General features: G+C 72.3%; 12 protein-coding genes. 10 read left to right on the top strand and 2 right to left on the bottom strand.

What is annotated here, in order from left to right; genetic code table 11:
• Positions 1-24: 24 nt before the first annotated feature.
• Complete coding sequence (locus ACZ4EG_RS25680) at positions 25-2766, bottom strand: lysylphosphatidylglycerol synthase transmembrane domain-containing protein (RefSeq protein WP_467792236.1); 2742 nt, start codon at positions 2764-2766, stop codon at positions 25-27.
• Between the two features lie 186 nt (positions 2767-2952).
• On the opposite strand from ACZ4EG_RS25680, the gene ACZ4EG_RS25675 reads away from it, so the two are divergent.
• The 5 genes from ACZ4EG_RS25675 to nudC all read left to right on the top strand — a co-directional run bounded on the left by ACZ4EG_RS25675 (position 2953) and on the right by nudC (position 13201).
• Positions 2953-3339, top strand: coding sequence for an MGMT family protein (locus ACZ4EG_RS25675; protein ID WP_453553465.1), 387 nt, complete (start codon positions 2953-2955; stop codon positions 3337-3339).
• A gap of 257 nt (positions 3340-3596) precedes the next feature.
• Positions 3597-6986: an ATP-dependent helicase gene (locus ACZ4EG_RS25670; protein WP_467792235.1), complete on the top strand. Its 3390-nt coding sequence runs from the start codon at positions 3597-3599 to the stop codon at positions 6984-6986.
• Positions 6987-7109: 123 nt separating this feature from the next.
• Positions 7110-10649 carry a UvrD-helicase domain-containing protein gene (locus ACZ4EG_RS25665; protein WP_467792234.1) on the top strand — a complete coding sequence of 1180 codons (3540 nt, stop codon included), beginning with the start codon at positions 7110-7112 and terminating at the stop codon, positions 10647-10649.
• Positions 10650-10696: 47 nt separating this feature from the next.
• The gene (locus tag ACZ4EG_RS25660) at positions 10697-12100 is read left to right on the top strand and encodes a dipeptidase (RefSeq protein ID WP_467792233.1); all 1404 of its coding nucleotides are present in this window, start codon (positions 10697-10699) and stop codon (positions 12098-12100) included.
• A gap of 156 nt (positions 12101-12256) precedes the next feature.
• On the top strand, positions 12257-13201 hold the full coding sequence (gene nudC, locus ACZ4EG_RS25655; RefSeq protein WP_453553457.1) for an NAD(+) diphosphatase: 945 nt from the start codon (positions 12257-12259) through the stop codon (positions 13199-13201).
• 75 nt (positions 13202-13276) lie between these two features.
• Here the strand turns inward: nudC and ACZ4EG_RS25650 are convergent, their stop codons facing one another.
• Positions 13277-13519 carry a mycoredoxin gene (locus tag ACZ4EG_RS25650; RefSeq protein ID WP_263212324.1) on the bottom strand — a complete coding sequence of 81 codons (243 nt, stop codon included), beginning with the start codon at positions 13517-13519 and terminating at the stop codon, positions 13277-13279.
• Between the two features lie 181 nt (positions 13520-13700).
• On the opposite strand from ACZ4EG_RS25650, the gene ACZ4EG_RS25645 reads away from it, so the two are divergent.
• The 5 genes from ACZ4EG_RS25645 to ACZ4EG_RS25625 all read left to right on the top strand — a co-directional run bounded on the left by ACZ4EG_RS25645 (position 13701) and on the right by ACZ4EG_RS25625 (position 17591).
• A complete protein-coding gene (locus tag ACZ4EG_RS25645) occupies positions 13701-15896 on the top strand; it encodes an ATP-dependent DNA helicase UvrD2 (protein ID WP_467792232.1) in 2196 nt (731 codons plus the stop codon).
• A 164-nt stretch (positions 15897-16060) separates the two neighbouring features.
• The gene (locus ACZ4EG_RS25640; RefSeq protein ID WP_453553451.1) at positions 16061-16384 is read left to right on the top strand and encodes a hypothetical protein; all 324 of its coding nucleotides are present in this window, start codon (positions 16061-16063) and stop codon (positions 16382-16384) included.
• Positions 16385-16557: 173 nt separating this feature from the next.
• Complete coding sequence (locus tag ACZ4EG_RS25635; protein WP_019072119.1) at positions 16558-16926, top strand: WhiB family transcriptional regulator; 369 nt, start codon at positions 16558-16560, stop codon at positions 16924-16926.
• Positions 16923-17246: a hypothetical protein gene (locus tag ACZ4EG_RS25630; RefSeq protein WP_467792231.1), complete on the top strand. Its 324-nt coding sequence runs from the start codon at positions 16923-16925 to the stop codon at positions 17244-17246. Before ACZ4EG_RS25635 ends, ACZ4EG_RS25630 begins: the two co-directional genes overlap by 4 nt.
• 135 nt (positions 17247-17381) lie before the next feature.
• A complete protein-coding gene (locus tag ACZ4EG_RS25625; protein WP_467792230.1) occupies positions 17382-17591 on the top strand; it encodes a hypothetical protein in 210 nt (69 codons plus the stop codon).
• The last annotated feature ends 4 nt before the right edge of the window (positions 17592-17595 follow it).

Genomic DNA, 17595 nt, shown 5'->3' with positions numbered 1-17595 from the left:
CGAGGTACTTCCGCCGGCGTACGGCTACAGGGCGCCCTTGCGCGTCAGGTGGTTGAAGGCCAGCCAGCCCGGCAGCACCGGCAGCCACAGGGTCAGGAGCCGGAACAGCAGGACGGCCGGTGCGGCGACCTCCTTGGGGAGGCCGACGGCGATGAGGCCGACCGTCAGGGTCGCCTCCACCGCGCCCACACCGCCTGGGGTCGGCGCCGCGGACCCGAGCGCGTTTCCGGCGAGGAAGACGACGGCGACGCTGGCGATGCTGAGCGAGGTGGAGTTGTCGCCGAACGCCCGGATCGACGCGTCCAGGCACATCACGAAGCAGGCGGTGAGCAGGAGCATGCCGCCGATGCCGGTGACCAGCTTCTGCGGCCGCTGCAGCACGTCCAGCATGCGCGGCACCACACCCGCGAACAGCGACCTCACGCGCGTGACGACGAATTTCCGCAGGAACGGCACCGAGGTCACCACGAGCACGAGCACCGCCACCGTGAGCAGGCCGGCGATGACCGTCCGGGACGGCGACAGCGACGGGGTCTTCTCGGTGCCGGTCAGATAGCCGAAGGACAGCAGCATCAGGATGTGGCAGCCGAGCCCGAACAGCTGCGAGGCGCCGACGCTCGCCACCGCGAGCCCGGGCCGTACTCCCGCGCGCTGCAGGAAGCGCGTGTTGAGTGCGACACCGCCGACCGCGGCCGGTGCCACGATCTTCACGAAGGACCCGGCGACCTGCGCCGCCACGGTCCGTGGGAACGGCACCCGCTCGGGCACGAACCCCAGCAGTGCCATGGCGGCGGCGACATAGCTGAGCGCCGAGAACAGCACCGCAGCGATCAGCCAGCCCCACTGGGCCTGGGCGAAGAGGGTGCCGAACTCGATGTGCGTGAGCTGGGTCAGCAGGTAGTACGCGCCGATGGCACCCGCGATGAAGCTGATCAGCGTGCGCGGCCGCACCCGCTCCAGGCGGGCCGGCTCCACGGGCGCCTGCGGCCTGATCCGCAGCACCGCGTGCCGGATCTGTGTCAGCAGATCCTCTTCGCGGGCCTCCTCCAGAGCCTCGTCGATGGCCCGCTTCTCGGCCCGCTGTTCCGCGCGCACCGTCTTCTTGTCGGGCTTGTCGAGTACGGGTCCGCTGTCGTCCGAGCCCTCCTCCAAGCGGGCCTGCTTGGCCTGCCGCGATGCCTCGAGGACCGCCTCGCGCTCCCGCTGCGCCCGCTCGCGGGCCAGTTTTCGCAGCGTCGCGCGCGTGGAGCGGGTCAGCGCGATCGGCTGGAGCATCGGCAGGCAGTCGGCGACGACGTCCGGACCGAGCACGCGAACGGCGGAGGCCACGGCCCGCTCGGCGCCCACTCGCAGGCCGAGCGTGGTGACCAGCTGGGCGACGTCCATGCGCAGCAGCAGATCGCCGGCCGCGATCTCGCCACCGCGCAGATCGGTGAGGACCACCGTGCCGGAACGATCCACCACAATCGCGTCACCCGCCAGCCTGCGGTGCGCGATGCGCCGCGACTGCAGCGCCTGCACCTGGTGCCAGGTGTTGCGCAGCAGTTCGTCGGTGATCTCGTCGTCCGCCAGCGTGTCCAGCGTGCGCCCGCCGGTGTGCTCGTAGATGAGCATGACGGCGTCGGGGCCCAGCTCGGAGGTCGCGATCAGCTTGGGCGCGTTGGCGCCGGCCGCGATGGCCGCGTAGGCGAGCAGGGCCTCCTGCTCCAGCGCCTGGCGCAGCGACTGCAGGCTGCTGCGGGTGGCGAAGCCGCGCAGGGTCAGATTGCGCCACGCGCGGTAGAAGAAGCCCTGTGCCTGCTGCTCCCGGTCGACCACTGTGACGTCGAGCGGCGGGCCGTCCTCCAGGGTGACGAAGTAGCGTCGGCCGCGGTCGCCGTTCTCCGTGTCCGCGGCCTCCTCGCGCGCCGCCGAGACGGGGTGGAACCCCACGTGCCGCAGGCCGGCCATCAGCGTCTGTCCCGTGGGGCGGACGTTGGGGGAGCCGACCGCGTACAGCGTCCCGTAGGCCACGGTCCAGCCGATCAGCACCGTCAGGATGATCGAGAACGGCGTCGTGTAGCCGGTGACCAGCATCGAGAACGCGTCGAGCATCAGCACGATCCACAGCACGGCACGCCAGCGGGGCCGCCGGGACATGCCGACGGCCGTCATGTACGCGATGACGGGTGCCAGATAGCCGTGCACCGGGTCGGTCAGGGCGTGGATGTCACCGGGGGAGGGCTGAGTGAGCGCCTCCTGGATCGAGTCGGGGGCGGCTCTGGCGACCCACAGGTCGGTGGCGAGGGTCACTCCGTGTGCGAGGACCGCCGCGAGCACGCCGTCGGCGATGCGCAGCCCGTCCCGCTTGATCAGCCGCTCGATCGCGAACGCGACCGGCACCAGGAGGATCGCGATGCTCGACGCCAGTCCGGCGATCTTGATCAGCAGATCGGGTGCCTGGCCGGTGCCCTTGTTGATGTCCTGTTCGAGCCCCGAGGTCGTTCCGTGTGCGAACGCGGCGATCGCGAGCAGGATGACGATGGCGAGCACGCCCACCAGGAGCCGCATCAGGTCGGACGGGCGGTGCACGCGCGCGGGGAGCAGCGGTTCGTCGCCCTCGACCTCGTCGACGTGAGCGTCGTCCGGGTCGTCGGCCCGGTTCGGCGGATCCGTCGTGTGTGCGGTCTCTTCAGGGCTCTTCTCGTGCACGTCGGCGGTGTCCGGACGCGAAGGGACGGCAGAGCCGCCCTCCGCGCCTTCGGCGTGCACGCCCTGCTGCTTCATCGTCTCTTCTTGGTCTCGTATCACCAGTCACCGCCCGCACGATGGTGGCATGCCCCACCGGCACACGGGGGCATCAGGGTGCAAATGCGGGGGCGCACAGTCTGCCGGAAGCGCCGCTCCAGGGCGAGGGATGCGTCCGGTGACGAGTGCGTCACGTTGTCGGTGGGGTGGGGCAGGATGGGGCGAATGAGCGAGGAGAACCTTCCTGAGGGCGCCCGGGCGGGAGGCACGGAGGCGCTGCCGGAGTACGCCGAGCGGGTTCTCGACGTGGCCGAGCGGATTCCGCCCGGTCGTGTCATGACGTACGGGGACGTCGCAGAGTGGCTGGAGGAGGGCGGTCCGCGCCAGGTCGGCCGCGTGATGGCCCTCTATGGGGGAGCCGTGCCGTGGTGGCGCGTCGTGCGCGCCGACGGGGTGCTGCTTCCGGGGCACGAACTGCGGGCCCTCGACCACTATCGCGCGGAGGGCACCCCTATGAAGGAGGCGAGCAGGGCCGCCGAGGGCCACCTGCCGCGGCTCGACCTGAGGCGTGCGCGGTGGGACGGCGACGAGGGCGCGGAGGGTCACACCTGACAGCTTCCGCCATCGGACCCCTCCGAGGGGAACCCGTGGCCCGTACGGGGGACACGAGGGACGTCCGTGGCATGCCGTACGTTCGTGAGGCGTGGGACGCGCGTGTCGCAAGAGCCGGGAGGGAAGAAGCGGAAGCCTCACTTCCGTCCCGCCCGGCGGCGTAGCGTCGACGGAACGCGTCCCCCTCACCCCGCGGCCACCGCTCTGCACGCACGGCGGCCCGACAACCAGTACGACCACCAGGACCGGCGAACCACGTGAGCTCCTCTTCCTCCACAAGGCGCCTGCCGCACCCCCAGGTGCGGCAGGGGAACCGTGGCGCTTACCGACTGGTGCGTACCCCGCCGACCGAACAGGTTCCCCCTCGTCTTGACGCCGCCCAGCGCGCGGTGGTTGACCACCGGTCCGGTCCGCTGCTCGTTCTCGCAGGTCCCGGCACCGGCAAGACCACCACGCTGGTGGAGTCCGTGGCCGCGCGGATCGCCCGCGGCGGGGACCCCGCGCGGATCCTCGTGCTGACGTTCAGTCGCAAGGCGGCCGTTGAACTCCGCGACCGCATGGCCCTGCGCATGGGGGCGGCCCGGGCGCCTCGGGCGACCACGTTCCACTCGTACTGCTATGCCCTGGTCCGTGCCCACCAGGACAGCGACCTGTTCGTGGAGCCGCTGCGACTGCTCTCCGGCCCCGAGCAGGACGTCACCGTCCGCGAACTGCTCGCGGGCGAGCCCGATCTGGAACGCCTCGGCCTCACCCACGTGCGCTGGCCGGACGAACTGCGCGCCTGCCTGACCACCCGCGGCTTCGCCGACGAGGTCCGCGCGGTGCTCGCCCGCAGCCGGGAACTGGGCCTGGGCCCCGACGCCCTGGACGCCTTCGCCCGCCGGATCGGCCGCCCCGACTGGCGGGCCGCCGCCGCGTTCCTCGCCGAGTACCTCGACGTGCTCGACATGCAGAGGGTGCTCGACTACGCGGAACTCGTCCATCGCGCGGTGCTGCTGGCCCGCCGCCCCGAGGCCGCGGCCCGGCTCGCCGCGCAGTACGACGCCGTGTACGTCGACGAGTACCAGGACACCGACCCGGCCCAGGTGCGCCTGCTGCACGCCCTGGCCGGCGGCGGCCGCACCCTGGTCGCCTTCGGCGACCCCGACCAGTCGATCTACGCGTTCCGGGGCGCGGACGTGAACGGCATCCTGGACTTCCCCGCGGCCTTCCCGCGCGCGGACGGCCGTCCGGCTCCCGTCGAGGTCCTGCGGACCTCCCGGCGGTCCGGTGCCGCCCTGCTGGCCGCCACCCGTCTGGTGACCCAGCGCATGCCGCTGACCCGCCTGCCCGCCGACAAGGTACGAGCCCATCGTGAGCTCGTTCCGGCCCGGGACGGAGGCCGAGTCGAGGCGTACACGTACCCCACGGCCGGTACGGAGCTGGACAACATCGCCGACATCCTCCGCAGGGCGCACCTGGAGGACGGCGTTCCCTGGGGCGAGATGGCCGTCCTGGTGCGCGCCGGAGCGCGCACCATCCCGACGGTCCGCCGCGCCCTCACGGCCGCCGGCGTCCCCCTGGACATCGACGGCGACGACCTGCCCCTGCGCCACGAGCCGGCGGTGGCACCGCTGCTGACGGCGCTCAGGGCGGTGGCGACGGCGGAGGCGGCAGGGGGCGTACGGGGCGACGGCGAGGCATCCGCGCCACGGGGCAACGCCGGGGAGCAGCTTGCGGAGACCGCCGAGCAGTCCGCCGATCGATCCGCCGAGGACCCGGCTCCGGACACCTCCTGGCTCACCACCGAGACCGCCCTGACCCTGCTCACCTCCCCCCTCGTCGGCATGGACGCGGCCGACCTGCGCCGTCTCGGCCGGGCCCTGCGCGGGGAGGAGCGCGTGGCGGGCAACCCGCTGCCGCCGCCCTCGGACGAACTGCTCGCACAGGCCCTCGCCGAACCCGAACGCCTGGTCGCGCACGACCCGGTGTACGCCCGCGGGGCCCAACGGCTCGGCGCGCTGCTCAGGAAGGCACGGGAGTGCCTCGCGGGCGGCGGCACGGCCGAGGAGGCGCTGTGGGAGCTGTGGCAGGGCACCCCATGGCCCACCCGTCTGGAACGGGCCGCCCGGCGCGGCGGCGCGGCCGGCCGCAACGCCGACCGTGACCTGGACGCCGTGTGCGCCCTGTTCGCGACCGCCGCGCGCGCGGAGGAGCGCACCGGCGGCCGGGGCGCGCTGAACTTCCTGGAGCAGATCGAGGCCGAGGACATCGCCGCCGACACGCTCACCCGGCGTGCCGTACGGCCGGACGCCGTCCGTCTGATGACCGCGCACCGCTCCAAGGGCCTGGAATGGCGCCTGGTCGTGGTCGCCGGCGTCCAGGAGGGCCTCTGGCCGGACCTGCGCCGCCGCGGCTCCCTTTTGGAGGCCGACCGCATCGGCCGCGACGGGCTCGCCGAACCGCTCACCCCCGGTGCGCTGCTCGCCGAGGAGCGCCGCCTCTTCTACGTCGCCGCCACACGCGCGCGTGAACGCCTCGTCGTCACCGCGGTGAAGGCGCCCGCGGACGACGGTGACCAGCCCTCCCGTTTCCTCACGGAACTCGGCGTCGAGCCGCGGGACGTCACCGGCCGCCCCCGCCGCCCGTTGTCCGTGGCCGCGCTCGTCGCCGAGCTGCGCGCCACGACCGTCGACCCGCGCGCTTCTGCCACCCTCCGCGAGGCCGCCGCCCGCCGGCTCGCCCGGCTCGCGGCGCTCGCCGACGAGGACGGCCGCCCACTGGTCCCGTCGGCCCACCCCTACCGCTGGTGGGGCATGTTCGAGCCGACCGAGAGCAAGGTGCCGCTGCGCGACCGCGACCAGCCCGTGGTCCTGTCCGGCAGCGCCCTCGACCAGCTCGCCAACACGTGCGCTCTCCAGTGGTTCCTGGGCCGCGAGGTGAAGGCCGACGCGCCCGCCACCGCTGCCCAGGGCTTCGGCAACGTGGTGCACGTCCTCGCCGACGAGGTTGCCTCCGGACGCACCCCTGCCGACCTTGCCGTCCTCATGGAGCGCCTGGAGTCGGTGTGGAACGCGCTCGCCTTCGACGCGCCCTGGAAGTCGGCGCAGGAGATGGAGCACGCGCGCGTGGCGCTCGAACGCTTCCTGAAGTGGCATGTGCTGGACCGCACCGGGCGCACACCCGTGGCGAGCGAGCACGACTTCGACGTCACCCTCGAAGCGGGCGACTACGAGGTGCGCATCCGCGGCCAGATGGACCGCGTCGAGACGGACGGCGAGGGACGCGCGTACGTCGTGGACTTCAAGACCGGCAAGCAGCCGGTCAGCGCGGCCGAGGTGGCCCGCCATCCGCAGCTCGCCGTCTACCAGTTGGCGGTTGGCGCGGGAGCCGTGGACGACGCCTTCGACGGCGTACGCCCCGAACCGGGCGGTGCCGAACTCGTACAGCTGCGCCAGGGCGCGGCCAAGCGCGACGGCGGCGAGACCCTGCCCAGGGTGCAGGCCCAGGAGCCGCTGGAGGGGGAGTGGGTCGGTGACCTGCTGGCCACCGCCGCCGGAAAGGTCCTCGACGAGCGGTTCACGCCGAGCACCGGCCAGCACTGCACGCACTGTGCGTTCCGGGCGTCGTGCAGCGCGCGGCCGGAGGGACGGCACGTGGTCGAGTAGCGGGCGGCACACAGTCGGGCGACAGGCGTGACGCATCGCACCACCCGCGCCGACCTGCGGCTCTCCTCGTCTCGGCGGCCGATCGGGCATCCGCTGTCAGTGTCCGCCGCTAGCCTCTCCGACATGGCCGCCCGTATCACCGACCCCGAGCAGCTCAAGGAGCTCCTCGGCATCCCGTTCACCCCGGAGCAGACGGCCTGCATCACCGCGCCGCCCGCCCCGCAGGTGATCGTGGCCGGAGCCGGATCGGGCAAGACCACGGTGATGGCGGCACGGGTGGTGTGGCTGGTCGGCACCGGACAGGTCGCCCCCGAGCAGGTCCTCGGCCTGACCTTCACCAACAAGGCCGCCGGTGAACTCGCCGAACGCGTCCGCAAGGCACTGGTCAGGGCCGGCGTCACCGACCCCGACGTCATCGACCCGGACAACCCGCCCGGCGAGCCGGTGATCTCCACGTACCACGCCTTCGCCGGCCGCCTCCTGACCGACCACGGCCTGCGCATCGGACTGGAGCCGACATCACGGCTGCTCGCCGACGCCACCCGCTACCAGCTCGCAGCGCGCGTACTGCGCGAGGCTCCCGGCCCCTACCCGGCGCTGACCCGCTCCTTCGCCGACCTGGTCAGCGACCTGCTCACCCTCGACTCCGAACTCGCCGAACACCTCGTACACCCCGAGGACCTGCGCGCGTGGGACGCCGACCTGTTGGTGAGCCTGGAAGGCGCCAGGCTCACCAACGCCGACCTGCGCAAGGTCCCCGAGACGGCCGCCGCCCGCCGCGAACTCGCCGAACTCGTCGTGCGTTACCGGGCCGCCAAGCGCGAGCGCGACCTGCTCGACTTCGGTGACCAGATCGCCCTCTCGGCAGCCCTAGCCCGGATCCCCGAGGTGGGCCGCGTGCTGCGCGACGAGTTCCGCGTGGTGCTCCTCGACGAGTACCAGGACACCTCGGTGGCCCAGCGCGTCCTGCTGGCGGGCCTGTTCGGCGAGGGCACGGGCCATCCGGTGACCGCCGTCGGCGACCCCTGCCAGGCGATCTACGGCTGGCGCGGCGCCTCCGTGGCCAACCTCGACGACTTTCCCGAGCACTTCGCCGACGCCGAGGGCCGACCCGCCACCCGCCAGGCACTCAGCGAGAACCGCCGCAGCGGCGGCCGCCTCCTCGACCTCGCCAACGGCCTCGCCGAGCCGCTGCGCGCCATGCACGCGGGCGTGGAGGCGCTCCGCCCGGCCCCCGGCGCCGAGCGCGACGGCACGGTCCGCTGCGCCCTGCTGCCCACCCACGCCGAGGAGATGGCCTGGATCGCCGACTCCGTCGCCCACCTCGTGCAGACCGGCAAGGCGCCCGGCGAGATCGCCGTCCTGTGCCGTACGGCAACCGATTTCGCCGAGATCCAGGGCGCGCTCGTCGCCCGCGACATCCCTGTCGAGGTCGTCGGCCTCTCCGGGTTGCTGCACCTGCCCGAGGTCGCCGACCTGGTCGCCGTCTGCGAGGTCCTCCAGGACCCCGGCGCCAATGCCTCCCTGGTGCGTCTGCTGACCGGCCCGCGCTGGCGCATCGGCCCCCGCGACCTCGCCCTCCTCGGACGGCGCGCCCGACTTCTCGTGGCCCACGCGCGCGTGGGCGCCGACGACGACCCGGACCGCCGGCTCGCCGAGGCCGTCGAGGGGGTCGACCCGTCCGAGGTGATATCGCTCGCGGACGCCCTCGACACATTCCTGGAGACACCCCTGAACGGCGCCGACGCCGAGGGGGACGACGACGGGCTGCCGTTCTCCCCGGACGCACGCGTGCGCTTCGCCCGCCTGGCCACCGAACTGCGCGAACTGCGCCGCTCGCTGGCCGACCCGCTGATGGACGTCCTGCACCGCGTCCTCGCCGTCACCGGCCTGGAGGTGGAGCTGTCGGCGTCACCGCACGCGCTCGCCGCCCGCCGCCGCGAGACCCTGTCGAACTTCCTGGACATCGCCGCGTCCTTCGCCGCGAACGACGGCGAGGCCACCCTCCTGGCCTTCCTCGGCTTCCTGCGCACCGCCGCCCAGTACGAGAAGGGCCTCGACAACGCCCTCCCCGGCGGCGAGAACACCGTCAAGGTGCTCACCGCGCACAAGTCCAAGGGCCTGGAGTGGGACGTCGTCGCCGTGCCCGGCCTCGTCACCGGCACGTTCCCCAGCACACAGGGCCGCGAGAAGTGGACCTCCCAGGCCAAGGTGCTGCCGCACGGGCTGCGCGGCGACGCCGACACACTGCCCGACGTCGAGGCCTGGAACTCCCGGGGGATGAAGGCCTTCCAGGAGGCGATGAAGGAACACCAGCACACCGAGGAACTCCGCCTCGGCTACGTCACCTTCACCCGCCCCCGTTCCCTGCTCCTCGGCTCCGGCCACTGGTGGGGCCCCGCCCAGAAGAAGTCCCGCGGACCCTCCGACTTCCTGCTCGCCCTGTACGACCATTGCGCCGCCGGGTACGGCGAGATCGAGGCCTGGGCGGACGAGCCCACGGAGGACGAGGAGAACCCGGCCCTGCACCGGGCGATGGCCGACCAGGCCTGGCCGCTGCCCCTGGACGCCGCCGCACTGGCCCGCCGCCACGCGGCCGCCGAGACCGTACTCGCCCACCTGGAAGACCTCGCCACCCACCAGGACGCCCACCCGGCGGCCACCCACGACCCCGACACCTGCGACGACCCGGACTGGCCCCCGCCACCGGACGAAGAGGTGCCCGACGCGGACCCGTTCTTCGAGGAGGACGCCGACGACTGGGAGTCCTGGACCACGGACCGCCCCGCCGTCCCGCACCAGGCCGGACCGAGCGAGCGGCCGGCCGTTCGCCTCCCGGAGCCGGAGCCGGAGCCGGAGCCGGAGCCGGAGCCGGAGCCGGAGTCGGAGCCGGAGCCGGAGCCGGAGTCGGAGTCGCGGCGGGCGCGTGACCCGGAGCGCACGCCCTTCACTCCCGAGGAGGCCCGCGCCATCGCCTCCTGGGACCGCGACCTCGACGCGCTCACCGGAGAGCTCCTGCGCGCCCGCCGCAGCGTCACGGACGTCGTCCTGCCGACCACACTGACCGCGACCCAGCTGCTGCGCCTGGCCGAGGACCCGGACGGTCTCGCGCAGGAACTCGCGCGCCCCATGCCGCGCCCCCCGCAACCCGCCGCGCGTCGAGGCACCCGATTCCACGCCTGGGTGGAGGCCCGGTTCGAAGAATTGACGCTGCCCATGCTGGAGCCCGAGGACCTGCCGGGCAGCGAGGCCGAGATCGCCGACGAACGGGACCTCGAAGCGCTCAAGGACGCCTTCGAACGCAGCGAGTACGCCCACCGCACGCCCCACCGCGTCGAGGCCCCCTTCCAGCTCGCCCTCGCGGGCCGCGTCGTACGGGGCCGTATCGACGCCGTTTACAAGAACGGCGACGGGGACGGAGTGACGTACGAGATCGTCGACTGGAAGACCAGCCGCGGCCGCGCCGCAGACCCGCTGCAGCTAGCCGTCTACCGGCTCGCGTGGGCCGAGCAGCAGGGCGTACCACTGGAATCGGTCACGGCCACCTTTGTGTACGTCCGCAGCGGAGAGGCCGTACGGCCGGAGAACCTGCCGGACCGCGCCGCCCTGGAGCGGCTGCTCCTGGGGGAGCCGGAGTGGCACTCGGGCGAACCCCGAGTGTGACGAACAGCCCGATCAGTATGTCCGCACGGGCCGATAGGCTCGTGGACATGAGCCAGACCCCGGACAGCGCCGTCCGTACGTACATCGAGCAGTACCGCGCCGCCTTCCTCGACGACCTCGCCGCATGGCTGCGCATCCCCTCCGTGTCGGCCCAGCCCGACCACGCTCCCGATGTCCGGCGCAGCGCCGACTGGCTCGCCACCAAGCTCAAGGAGACCGGCTTCCCCGTCGCCGAGGTCTGGGAGACGCCGGGCGCCCCGGCAGTCTTCGCCGAGTGGCCCGCAGGCGACCCGGGAGCCCCGACGGTCCTCGTCTACGGCCACCACGACGTGCAGCCCGCCGCCCGCGAGGACGGCTGGGACAGCGAGCCCTTCGAGCCCCTGGTCCGCGGGAACCGTCTCTACGCGCGCGGGGCGGCCGACGACAAGGGCCAGGTGCTCTTTCACACACTCGGCGTCCGCGCCCACCTCGCCGCCACCGGCCGTACCGCCCCGGCCGTCAACCTGAAGCTCCTGATCGAGGGCGAGGAGGAATCCGGCTCCCCGCACTTCCGGGCCCTTGTCGAGGAGCACGCTGCCCGGCTCGCCGCCGACGCCGTGATCGTCTCCGACACCGGCATGTGGTCCGAGGACACCCCGACGGTGTGCACCGGCATGCGCGGCCTCGCCGAGTGCGAGATCCGGCTGTACGGTCCCGAGCAGGACATCCACTCGGGCTCCTTCGGCGGTGCCGTGCCCAACCCCGCGACCGCGGCCGCCCGCCTCGTCGCCGCCCTGCACGACGAGCACGCGCGCGTGGCGGTCCCCGGTTTCTACGACGGCATCGTCGAGCTCACCGACCGCGAGCGCGCGCTCTTCGCCGAGCTGCCCTTCGACGAGCGGCAGTGGCTGCGCACCGCCAAGTCCCACGCCACCCACGGCGAGGCAGGACACACCACCCTGGAACGCATCTGGGCCCGCCCCACCGCCGAGGTCAACGGCATCGGCGGCGGCTACCAGGGCCCCGGCAGCAAGACGATCATCCCGTCCTCGGCCATGGTGAAGCTGTCCTTCCGGCTGGTCGCGGGCCAGGACCCCGACCACATCGAGAAGGCCGTCCGCGCCTGGACCGCCGATCAGGTGCCCGCCGGGATCCGCCTCGAAATCGTCTTCGGCTCGGCCACGCGCCCGTGCCTGACCCCGCTGGACCACCCCGCCCTGCGGTCGGTGGCCCGCGCCATGGGCCGCGCCTTCGAGGGGCCGGTCCGCTTCACCCGCGAGGGCGGCTCCGGGCCCGCCGCCGACCTGCAGGAGGTCCTCGGCACGCCCGTCCTGTTCCTGGGTATCTCCGTCCCCTCCGACGGCTGGCACGCCCCGAACGAGAAGGTCGAGCTCGACCTCCTCTTCAAGGGCGTCGAGACCTCCGCGTATCTGTGGGGCGACCTCGCCGAGAACTGGCGCCATGCGCCCTGACCGGCCCGCGCCGCACGGAGCGGTACCGCGCGCGGGGCACACTGGAGGGACCGCCCCGCCCGTCCCGTCCGCACCCGGCCCGGTCCCCTCATGTCCTTCGTCCCGCTGAACCGCCCGCCGAAACAAACCGTTCCACTGGGGGAGTTGGAAGCACCCGTGACCACCTGGACCGACCACACCGCCGACCGACCCATCTCGCTCACCGCCCCGAGCGGCATCGACCGCGCCGCCCACCACCGGCTCGACGAGGCCTGGCTCGCGGCGGCGTGGAGCCACCCCACGACCCGCTGCTTCGTGGTCTCCGGCGGCCAGGTCCTCATCGACGAGACGGTGGACGGCCGGACCGAACTCATGATGACCCCGTCCTTCGAGGCCCCGCTCACCGAGGCGCACCGCTACTTCCTGGGCACCGACGAGGACGGCATCAGCTACTTCGCGCTCCAGAAGGACGCCCTGCCCGGCCGCATCGACCAGTCCGCCCGCCCGGCGGGTCTGCGCGAGGCCGGTCTGCTGCTGTCACCGCGGGACGCGGGCCTCATGGTGCACGCGGTCGGCCTGGAGAACTGGCAGCGCACCCACCGCTTCTGCTCCCGCTGCGGCGAGCGCACCGTCATCGCCGCGGCCGGCCACATCCGCCGCTGCCCGGCCTGCGGCGCCGAGCACTACCCGCGCACCGACCCCGCCGTGATCATGGCCGTCACCGACGAGGACGACCGCATTCTGCTCGGCCGGCAGGTCCACTGGCCCGAGGGCCGCTTCTCGACGCTCGCCGGCTTCGTCGAACCCGGCGAGTCCATCGAGCAGGCGGTGCGCCGGGAAGTCTTCGAGGAGGCCGGCATCACCGTCGGCGAGGTCGAGTACATCGCCAGCCAGCCGTGGCCGTTCCCGTCCAGCCTCATGCTCGGCTTCCTGGCCCGCGCCACCTCGACCGACGTCAACGTCGACGGCGACGAGATCCACGAGGCCCGCTGGTTCTCCCGCGAGGAACTGCACGCCGCGTTCGAGTCGGGCGAGGTGCTGCCCCCGTACGGCATCTCGATCGCGGCCCGCCTGATCGAGCTCTGGTACGGCAAGCCGCTGCCGACGCGGAGCTCCTTCTGACGAGATCCACGAAGAAGGCGGCTCCTGAGACATCTCAGGAGCCGCCTTCTTGCAACAGCCTCGGCCGTGCAGTCGTCACACGCCGATCTTCTGCTTGACCTGCGCGAGCGAGGGGTTCGTCAGCGTCGAGCCGTCGGCGAAGCGCACCGTCGGAACCGTCTGGTTTCCGCCATTCGCCTTCTCCACGAACGCCGCGGACTCCGGGTCCTGCTCGATGTTGATCTCGGTGTACGCGATCCCCTCGCGGTCCAGCTGGCTCTTCAGCCGGCGGCAGTAGCCGCACCACGTGGTGCTGTACATCGTCACAGTGCCCTGCATCTCGCTCGCGCTCCTATGGCAGCTCGGGGTAGGTCGTCCAGCACAGGAACGTACGCGACCCGGCCGCCATTCCCGCCGGGGGTATGCACCGCACGTGACGCCTGCCGCATTAGTACGACTGCAGGGGTCTCCCTGTGGACAACCGGCACAGCCGTCTCCGGCGACCTGGCAGCATGGCCATGTGACAGCAGCAACGCACTCCACCCTCTTCCCGCCGGTACCGGACACGGCCGACGCGGTGCTCGAAGGGCTCGACCCCGAGCAGCGCGAGGTGGCCACCACCCTGCACGGTCCGGTGTGCGTGCTGGCGGGCGCCGGCACGGGCAAGACGCGGGCGATCACCCACCGCATCGCCTATGGCGTGCGCGCCGGTGTTCTCCAGCCCTCCAGCGTGCTCGCCGTCACCTTCACCAACCGTGCCGCGGGCGAGATGCGCGGCCGACTGCGCCAGCTCGGCGCCCAGGGTGTCCAGGCCCGCACGTTCCACTCCGCCGCGCTGCGCCAGCTGCAGTACTTCTGGCCGAAAGCGATCGGTGGCTCCCTGCCCCGGCTCGTCGACCGCAAGATCCAGCTCGTCGCGGACGCGGCCGCCGCCTGCCGGATCCGCCTCGACCGCGGCGAGCTGCGCGACGTCACCGCCGAGATCGAATGGTCCAAGGTCACCCAGACCGTCCCCGCCGACTATCCGCTCGCCGCCGTGAAGGCAGGTCGCGACGCCCCGCGCGACCCGGCCGAGATCGCCCAGCTCTATGCGGTCTACGAGGACCTCAAGCGTGACCGCGCCGTCATCGACTTCGAGGACGTCCTGCTGCTGACCGTCGCCGTCCTGCAGGACCGGCACGACATCGCCGACCAGGTCCGCTCCCAGTACCAGCACTTCGTGGTCGACGAGTACCAGGACGTCAGCCCCCTCCAGCAGCGCCTGCTGGAGCTGTGGCTCGGCGACCGGGACAGCCTGTGCGTCGTCGGCGACGCCAGCCAGACGATCTACTCGTTCACGGGAGCAACCCCCGACCACCTGATCGACTTCCGCGCCCGCCACCCCGGCGCCACCGTCGTCAAGCTCGTCCGCGACTACCGCTCCACGCCCCAGGTCGTCCGCCTCGCCAACGGTTTGCTCGCCCAGGCCCGCGGCCGGGCCGCCGACCACCGCCTCGAACTGGTCTCCCAGCGCGCCCCGGGCCCCGACCCCGTCTTCAGCGAATACCCGGACGAGCCCGCCGAGGCCGAAGGCGCCGCCCGCCGGATCCGCGAGCTCATCGACGCCGGCGTGCCGGCCGCCGAGATCGCCATTTTGTTCCGCACGAACTCCCAGTCCGAGACCTACGAGCAGGCCCTCGCCGACGCCGGAGTCCCCTACCAGTTGCGCGGCGCCGAGCGGTTCTTCGACCGCCCCGAGGTACGCAAGGCCGGCGTCGCACTGCGAGGAGCCGCACGCTTCGGCGGCAACGACACGCTGCTGGACGACGTGGTGACCCTGCCCTCCCAGGTGCGCGCCGTCCTGTCGGGCGAGGGCTGGACCACCGAGCCGCCGGCCGGCTCCGGGGCCGTCCGGGAACGCTGGGAGTCGCTGGCCGCCCTGGTCAACCTCGCCCACGACTTCGCGGGCGCCCGGCCCGACGCCACCCTGAGCGACTTCGTCGCCGAGCTCGACGAGCGCGCGGGCGCCCAGCACGCCCCCACTGTCCAGGGCGTCACCCTGGCCTCACTGCACTCCGCCAAGGGCCTGGAGTGGGACGTCGTCTTCCTGGTCGGCATCACCGAGGGCATGATGCCGATCACCTACGCAAAGACCGACGAGCAGATCGAGGAGGAACGCCGGCTCCTCTATGTCGGCGTGACCCGCGCCAGAGAACGGCTCCATGTTTCCTGGGCTCTGGCTCGAGCACCCGGCGGCCGTCCGAGCCGCCGCCCCAGCCGCTTCCTCGACGGACTGCGTCCCGGCTCCGCCGCCACCATGGGCCGCTCGGCCGCCGGCACGTCCGGAGGCGTCGAACGCGGCTCCACGAGCGGCACCGTGGCGGCTCCCCGGCGCACCCAGCGCACCCCCGCCCGCTGCCGAGTCTGCGGCCGGACGCTCACGGACGCGGGCGAGATGAAACTGATGCGCTGCGAGGACTGCCCCTCCGACATGGACGAGGGGATCTACGAGCGACTGCGCGAGTGGCGCGCGGACCAGGCCCGGCGCAGCGGGCAGCCCGCCTTCTGCGTCTTCACCGACAAGACGCTGATGGCCATCGCCGAGGCCGTCCCCGACGACGACGGCGAACTGGCCCGCATCCCCGGCGTCGGCGTGCGCAAACTCAACCGCTACGGAGCCGAAGTTCTGGCCATCTGCGCAGGCCGGGAAGTCGTGGGCGACGACGAGCGCGACTGATACGAACTCGTCGAAAAAATAGTTTGCGCATGCCCCAGCAATCCCCATAGGTTCTAGGCACGGAAACCGCGGCCTTCTCGGAGGCCCTGATTCCGTGTTGTACTTGCATATCCGAACGGGCTGGCTCACCCCAGTCCGAGAGACGCCGAGAGGAGGCGAGTCCAGTGATCAGCATCAACACCAGCTCTGTCAGCACGGTCAAAATGACCGATCGCTCGGCCGTCTCCCTGTGCATGCTCGGCGCCTCGAACCCGGGCACCGGTCTGTCCGGCATTCGTGCCGCGCGTCCGGCGTCCGCCTCCGTTTCTCTCGCGGAACTTCCCGTCCGTGAGCGCAGCGAGCGACCGACCAAGGCACTGGAAGCAGTAGTGGCACAGGCCCATGCCTATGCCTTTACGGCGGCCGGTGCCGGATTCCGGACGCAGACGAAGCAGCACCACCTGATGTGGGCCTTCCGTGGGCCAGAACCCTGGAGTGATCCAGCCTGATCGAATCAGGCCGGCGCCTTCAGGGCCGCGGAACCCCATCCGGGATCCGCGGCCCTTCTGTTTGCCCCGAACGGGGGCGACGGAGCGAAGGAGCCTCGGGACAAGAAAAGAACCCGGTACCAGCCGCCACCCGGTCCCACCGGACCGGAACGACCAGACGAGGAAGACGAACCGTGCAACTCGAAGCGCACGCCCCGTCCGTACCGCCTTCCGAAACGATCCCCCCGCCCGGCCTCACGGAGGACTCCACCTTGACCCCGCTCACTGCGCTCACCGCGCTCGACGACGCCATCGAGAACCTCGGCGTACCCGTCCCCTGCCGGTCCTACGACCCGGAGGTCTTCTTCGCCGAGTCGCCGGCCGACGTCGAGTACGCCAAGTCCCTCTGCCGCACCTGCCCGCTGATCGAGGCCTGCCTCGCCGGCGCCAAGGAGCGGCGTGAGCCCTGGGGCGTCTGGGGTGGCGAGCTGTTCGTCCAGGGTGTCGTCGTCGCCCGGAAGCGGCCGCGTGGTCGCCCGCGCAAGAACCCGGTCACGGCATGAACACCGCAGGAACGATCGATCGCCCCCTCACGCACGACCCCAAGAAGCAGGCCCCGATGAAGCCGTCCACCAACGAGCCCGCAGGCTCCGCAACCCCAGACTTCACCACCAGTGGCGCGACCGACTCGCGTCAGAACAGGACCCGAGAGATGCAACTCATCCCAGAAGCCCTGGCTCGTGCGCATATGCGCGACCGGCTGCACGAGGCCGAGCGGGAACGCCGGGCGCTGCGCCTGGCGACTGCCCGCCGGATGCAGCGCCGGGCCGAGCGCGCCTCGATGCGCGCCCGCCGTGCGCTGGCCATGGCCGTCATGCAGTAACCCACCACACCTGAAGCGGTGGCCTCCCGGCAACGGGAGGCGATAGCTCCCCGCGGGGGCCGGTCCGTCCGAACGGACCGGCCCCCGCGGTGCGTTTACGCGCACAATGTCCGGTCACGGCGTTATCGTCACCGGGTGACGAGTCGTCCCGGAGACAGTGACCACGGCGGCTTCCCCGCGGAGCCCCGCTTCCTGGTGTGTGCCCGCTGCGGCACCCGCGCCGAGGATCCGCAGCCCACCTGGACCTTCTCCGTGGAGAACGGCGCGCGTCACTACTTCTGCGACGCCTGCGCCCGGGACAACCTCAGGGCGATCGAGGGCCGGCTGGACTCGGCCTGGTGGTGACGGC

The sequence above is a fragment of the Streptomyces sp. NPDC025638 genome, from assembly GCF_055558775.1.
The sequence above is the reverse complement of the archived record's forward strand: the minus strand, read 5'-3'. Positions and strand labels throughout refer to the sequence as shown.

Excerpts from the sequence above, each read along its gene's own strand:
- ACZ4EG_RS25680 (WP_467792236.1), bottom strand. The coding sequence starts at position 2,766 with ATGAAGCAGCAGGGCGTGCACGCCGAAGGCGCGGAGGGCGGCTCTGCC.
- ACZ4EG_RS25675 (WP_453553465.1), top strand. The coding sequence starts at position 2,953 with ATGAGCGAGGAGAACCTTCCTGAGGGCGCCCGGGCGGGAGGCACGGAG.
- ACZ4EG_RS25665 (WP_467792234.1), top strand. The coding sequence starts at position 7,110 with ATGGCCGCCCGTATCACCGACCCCGAGCAGCTCAAGGAGCTCCTCGGC.
- ACZ4EG_RS25660 (WP_467792233.1), top strand. The coding sequence starts at position 10,697 with ATGAGCCAGACCCCGGACAGCGCCGTCCGTACGTACATCGAGCAGTAC.
- ACZ4EG_RS25650 (WP_263212324.1), bottom strand. The coding sequence starts at position 13,519 with ATGCAGGGCACTGTGACGATGTACAGCACCACGTGGTGCGGCTACTGC.
- ACZ4EG_RS25630 (WP_467792231.1), top strand. The coding sequence starts at position 16,923 with ATGAACACCGCAGGAACGATCGATCGCCCCCTCACGCACGACCCCAAG.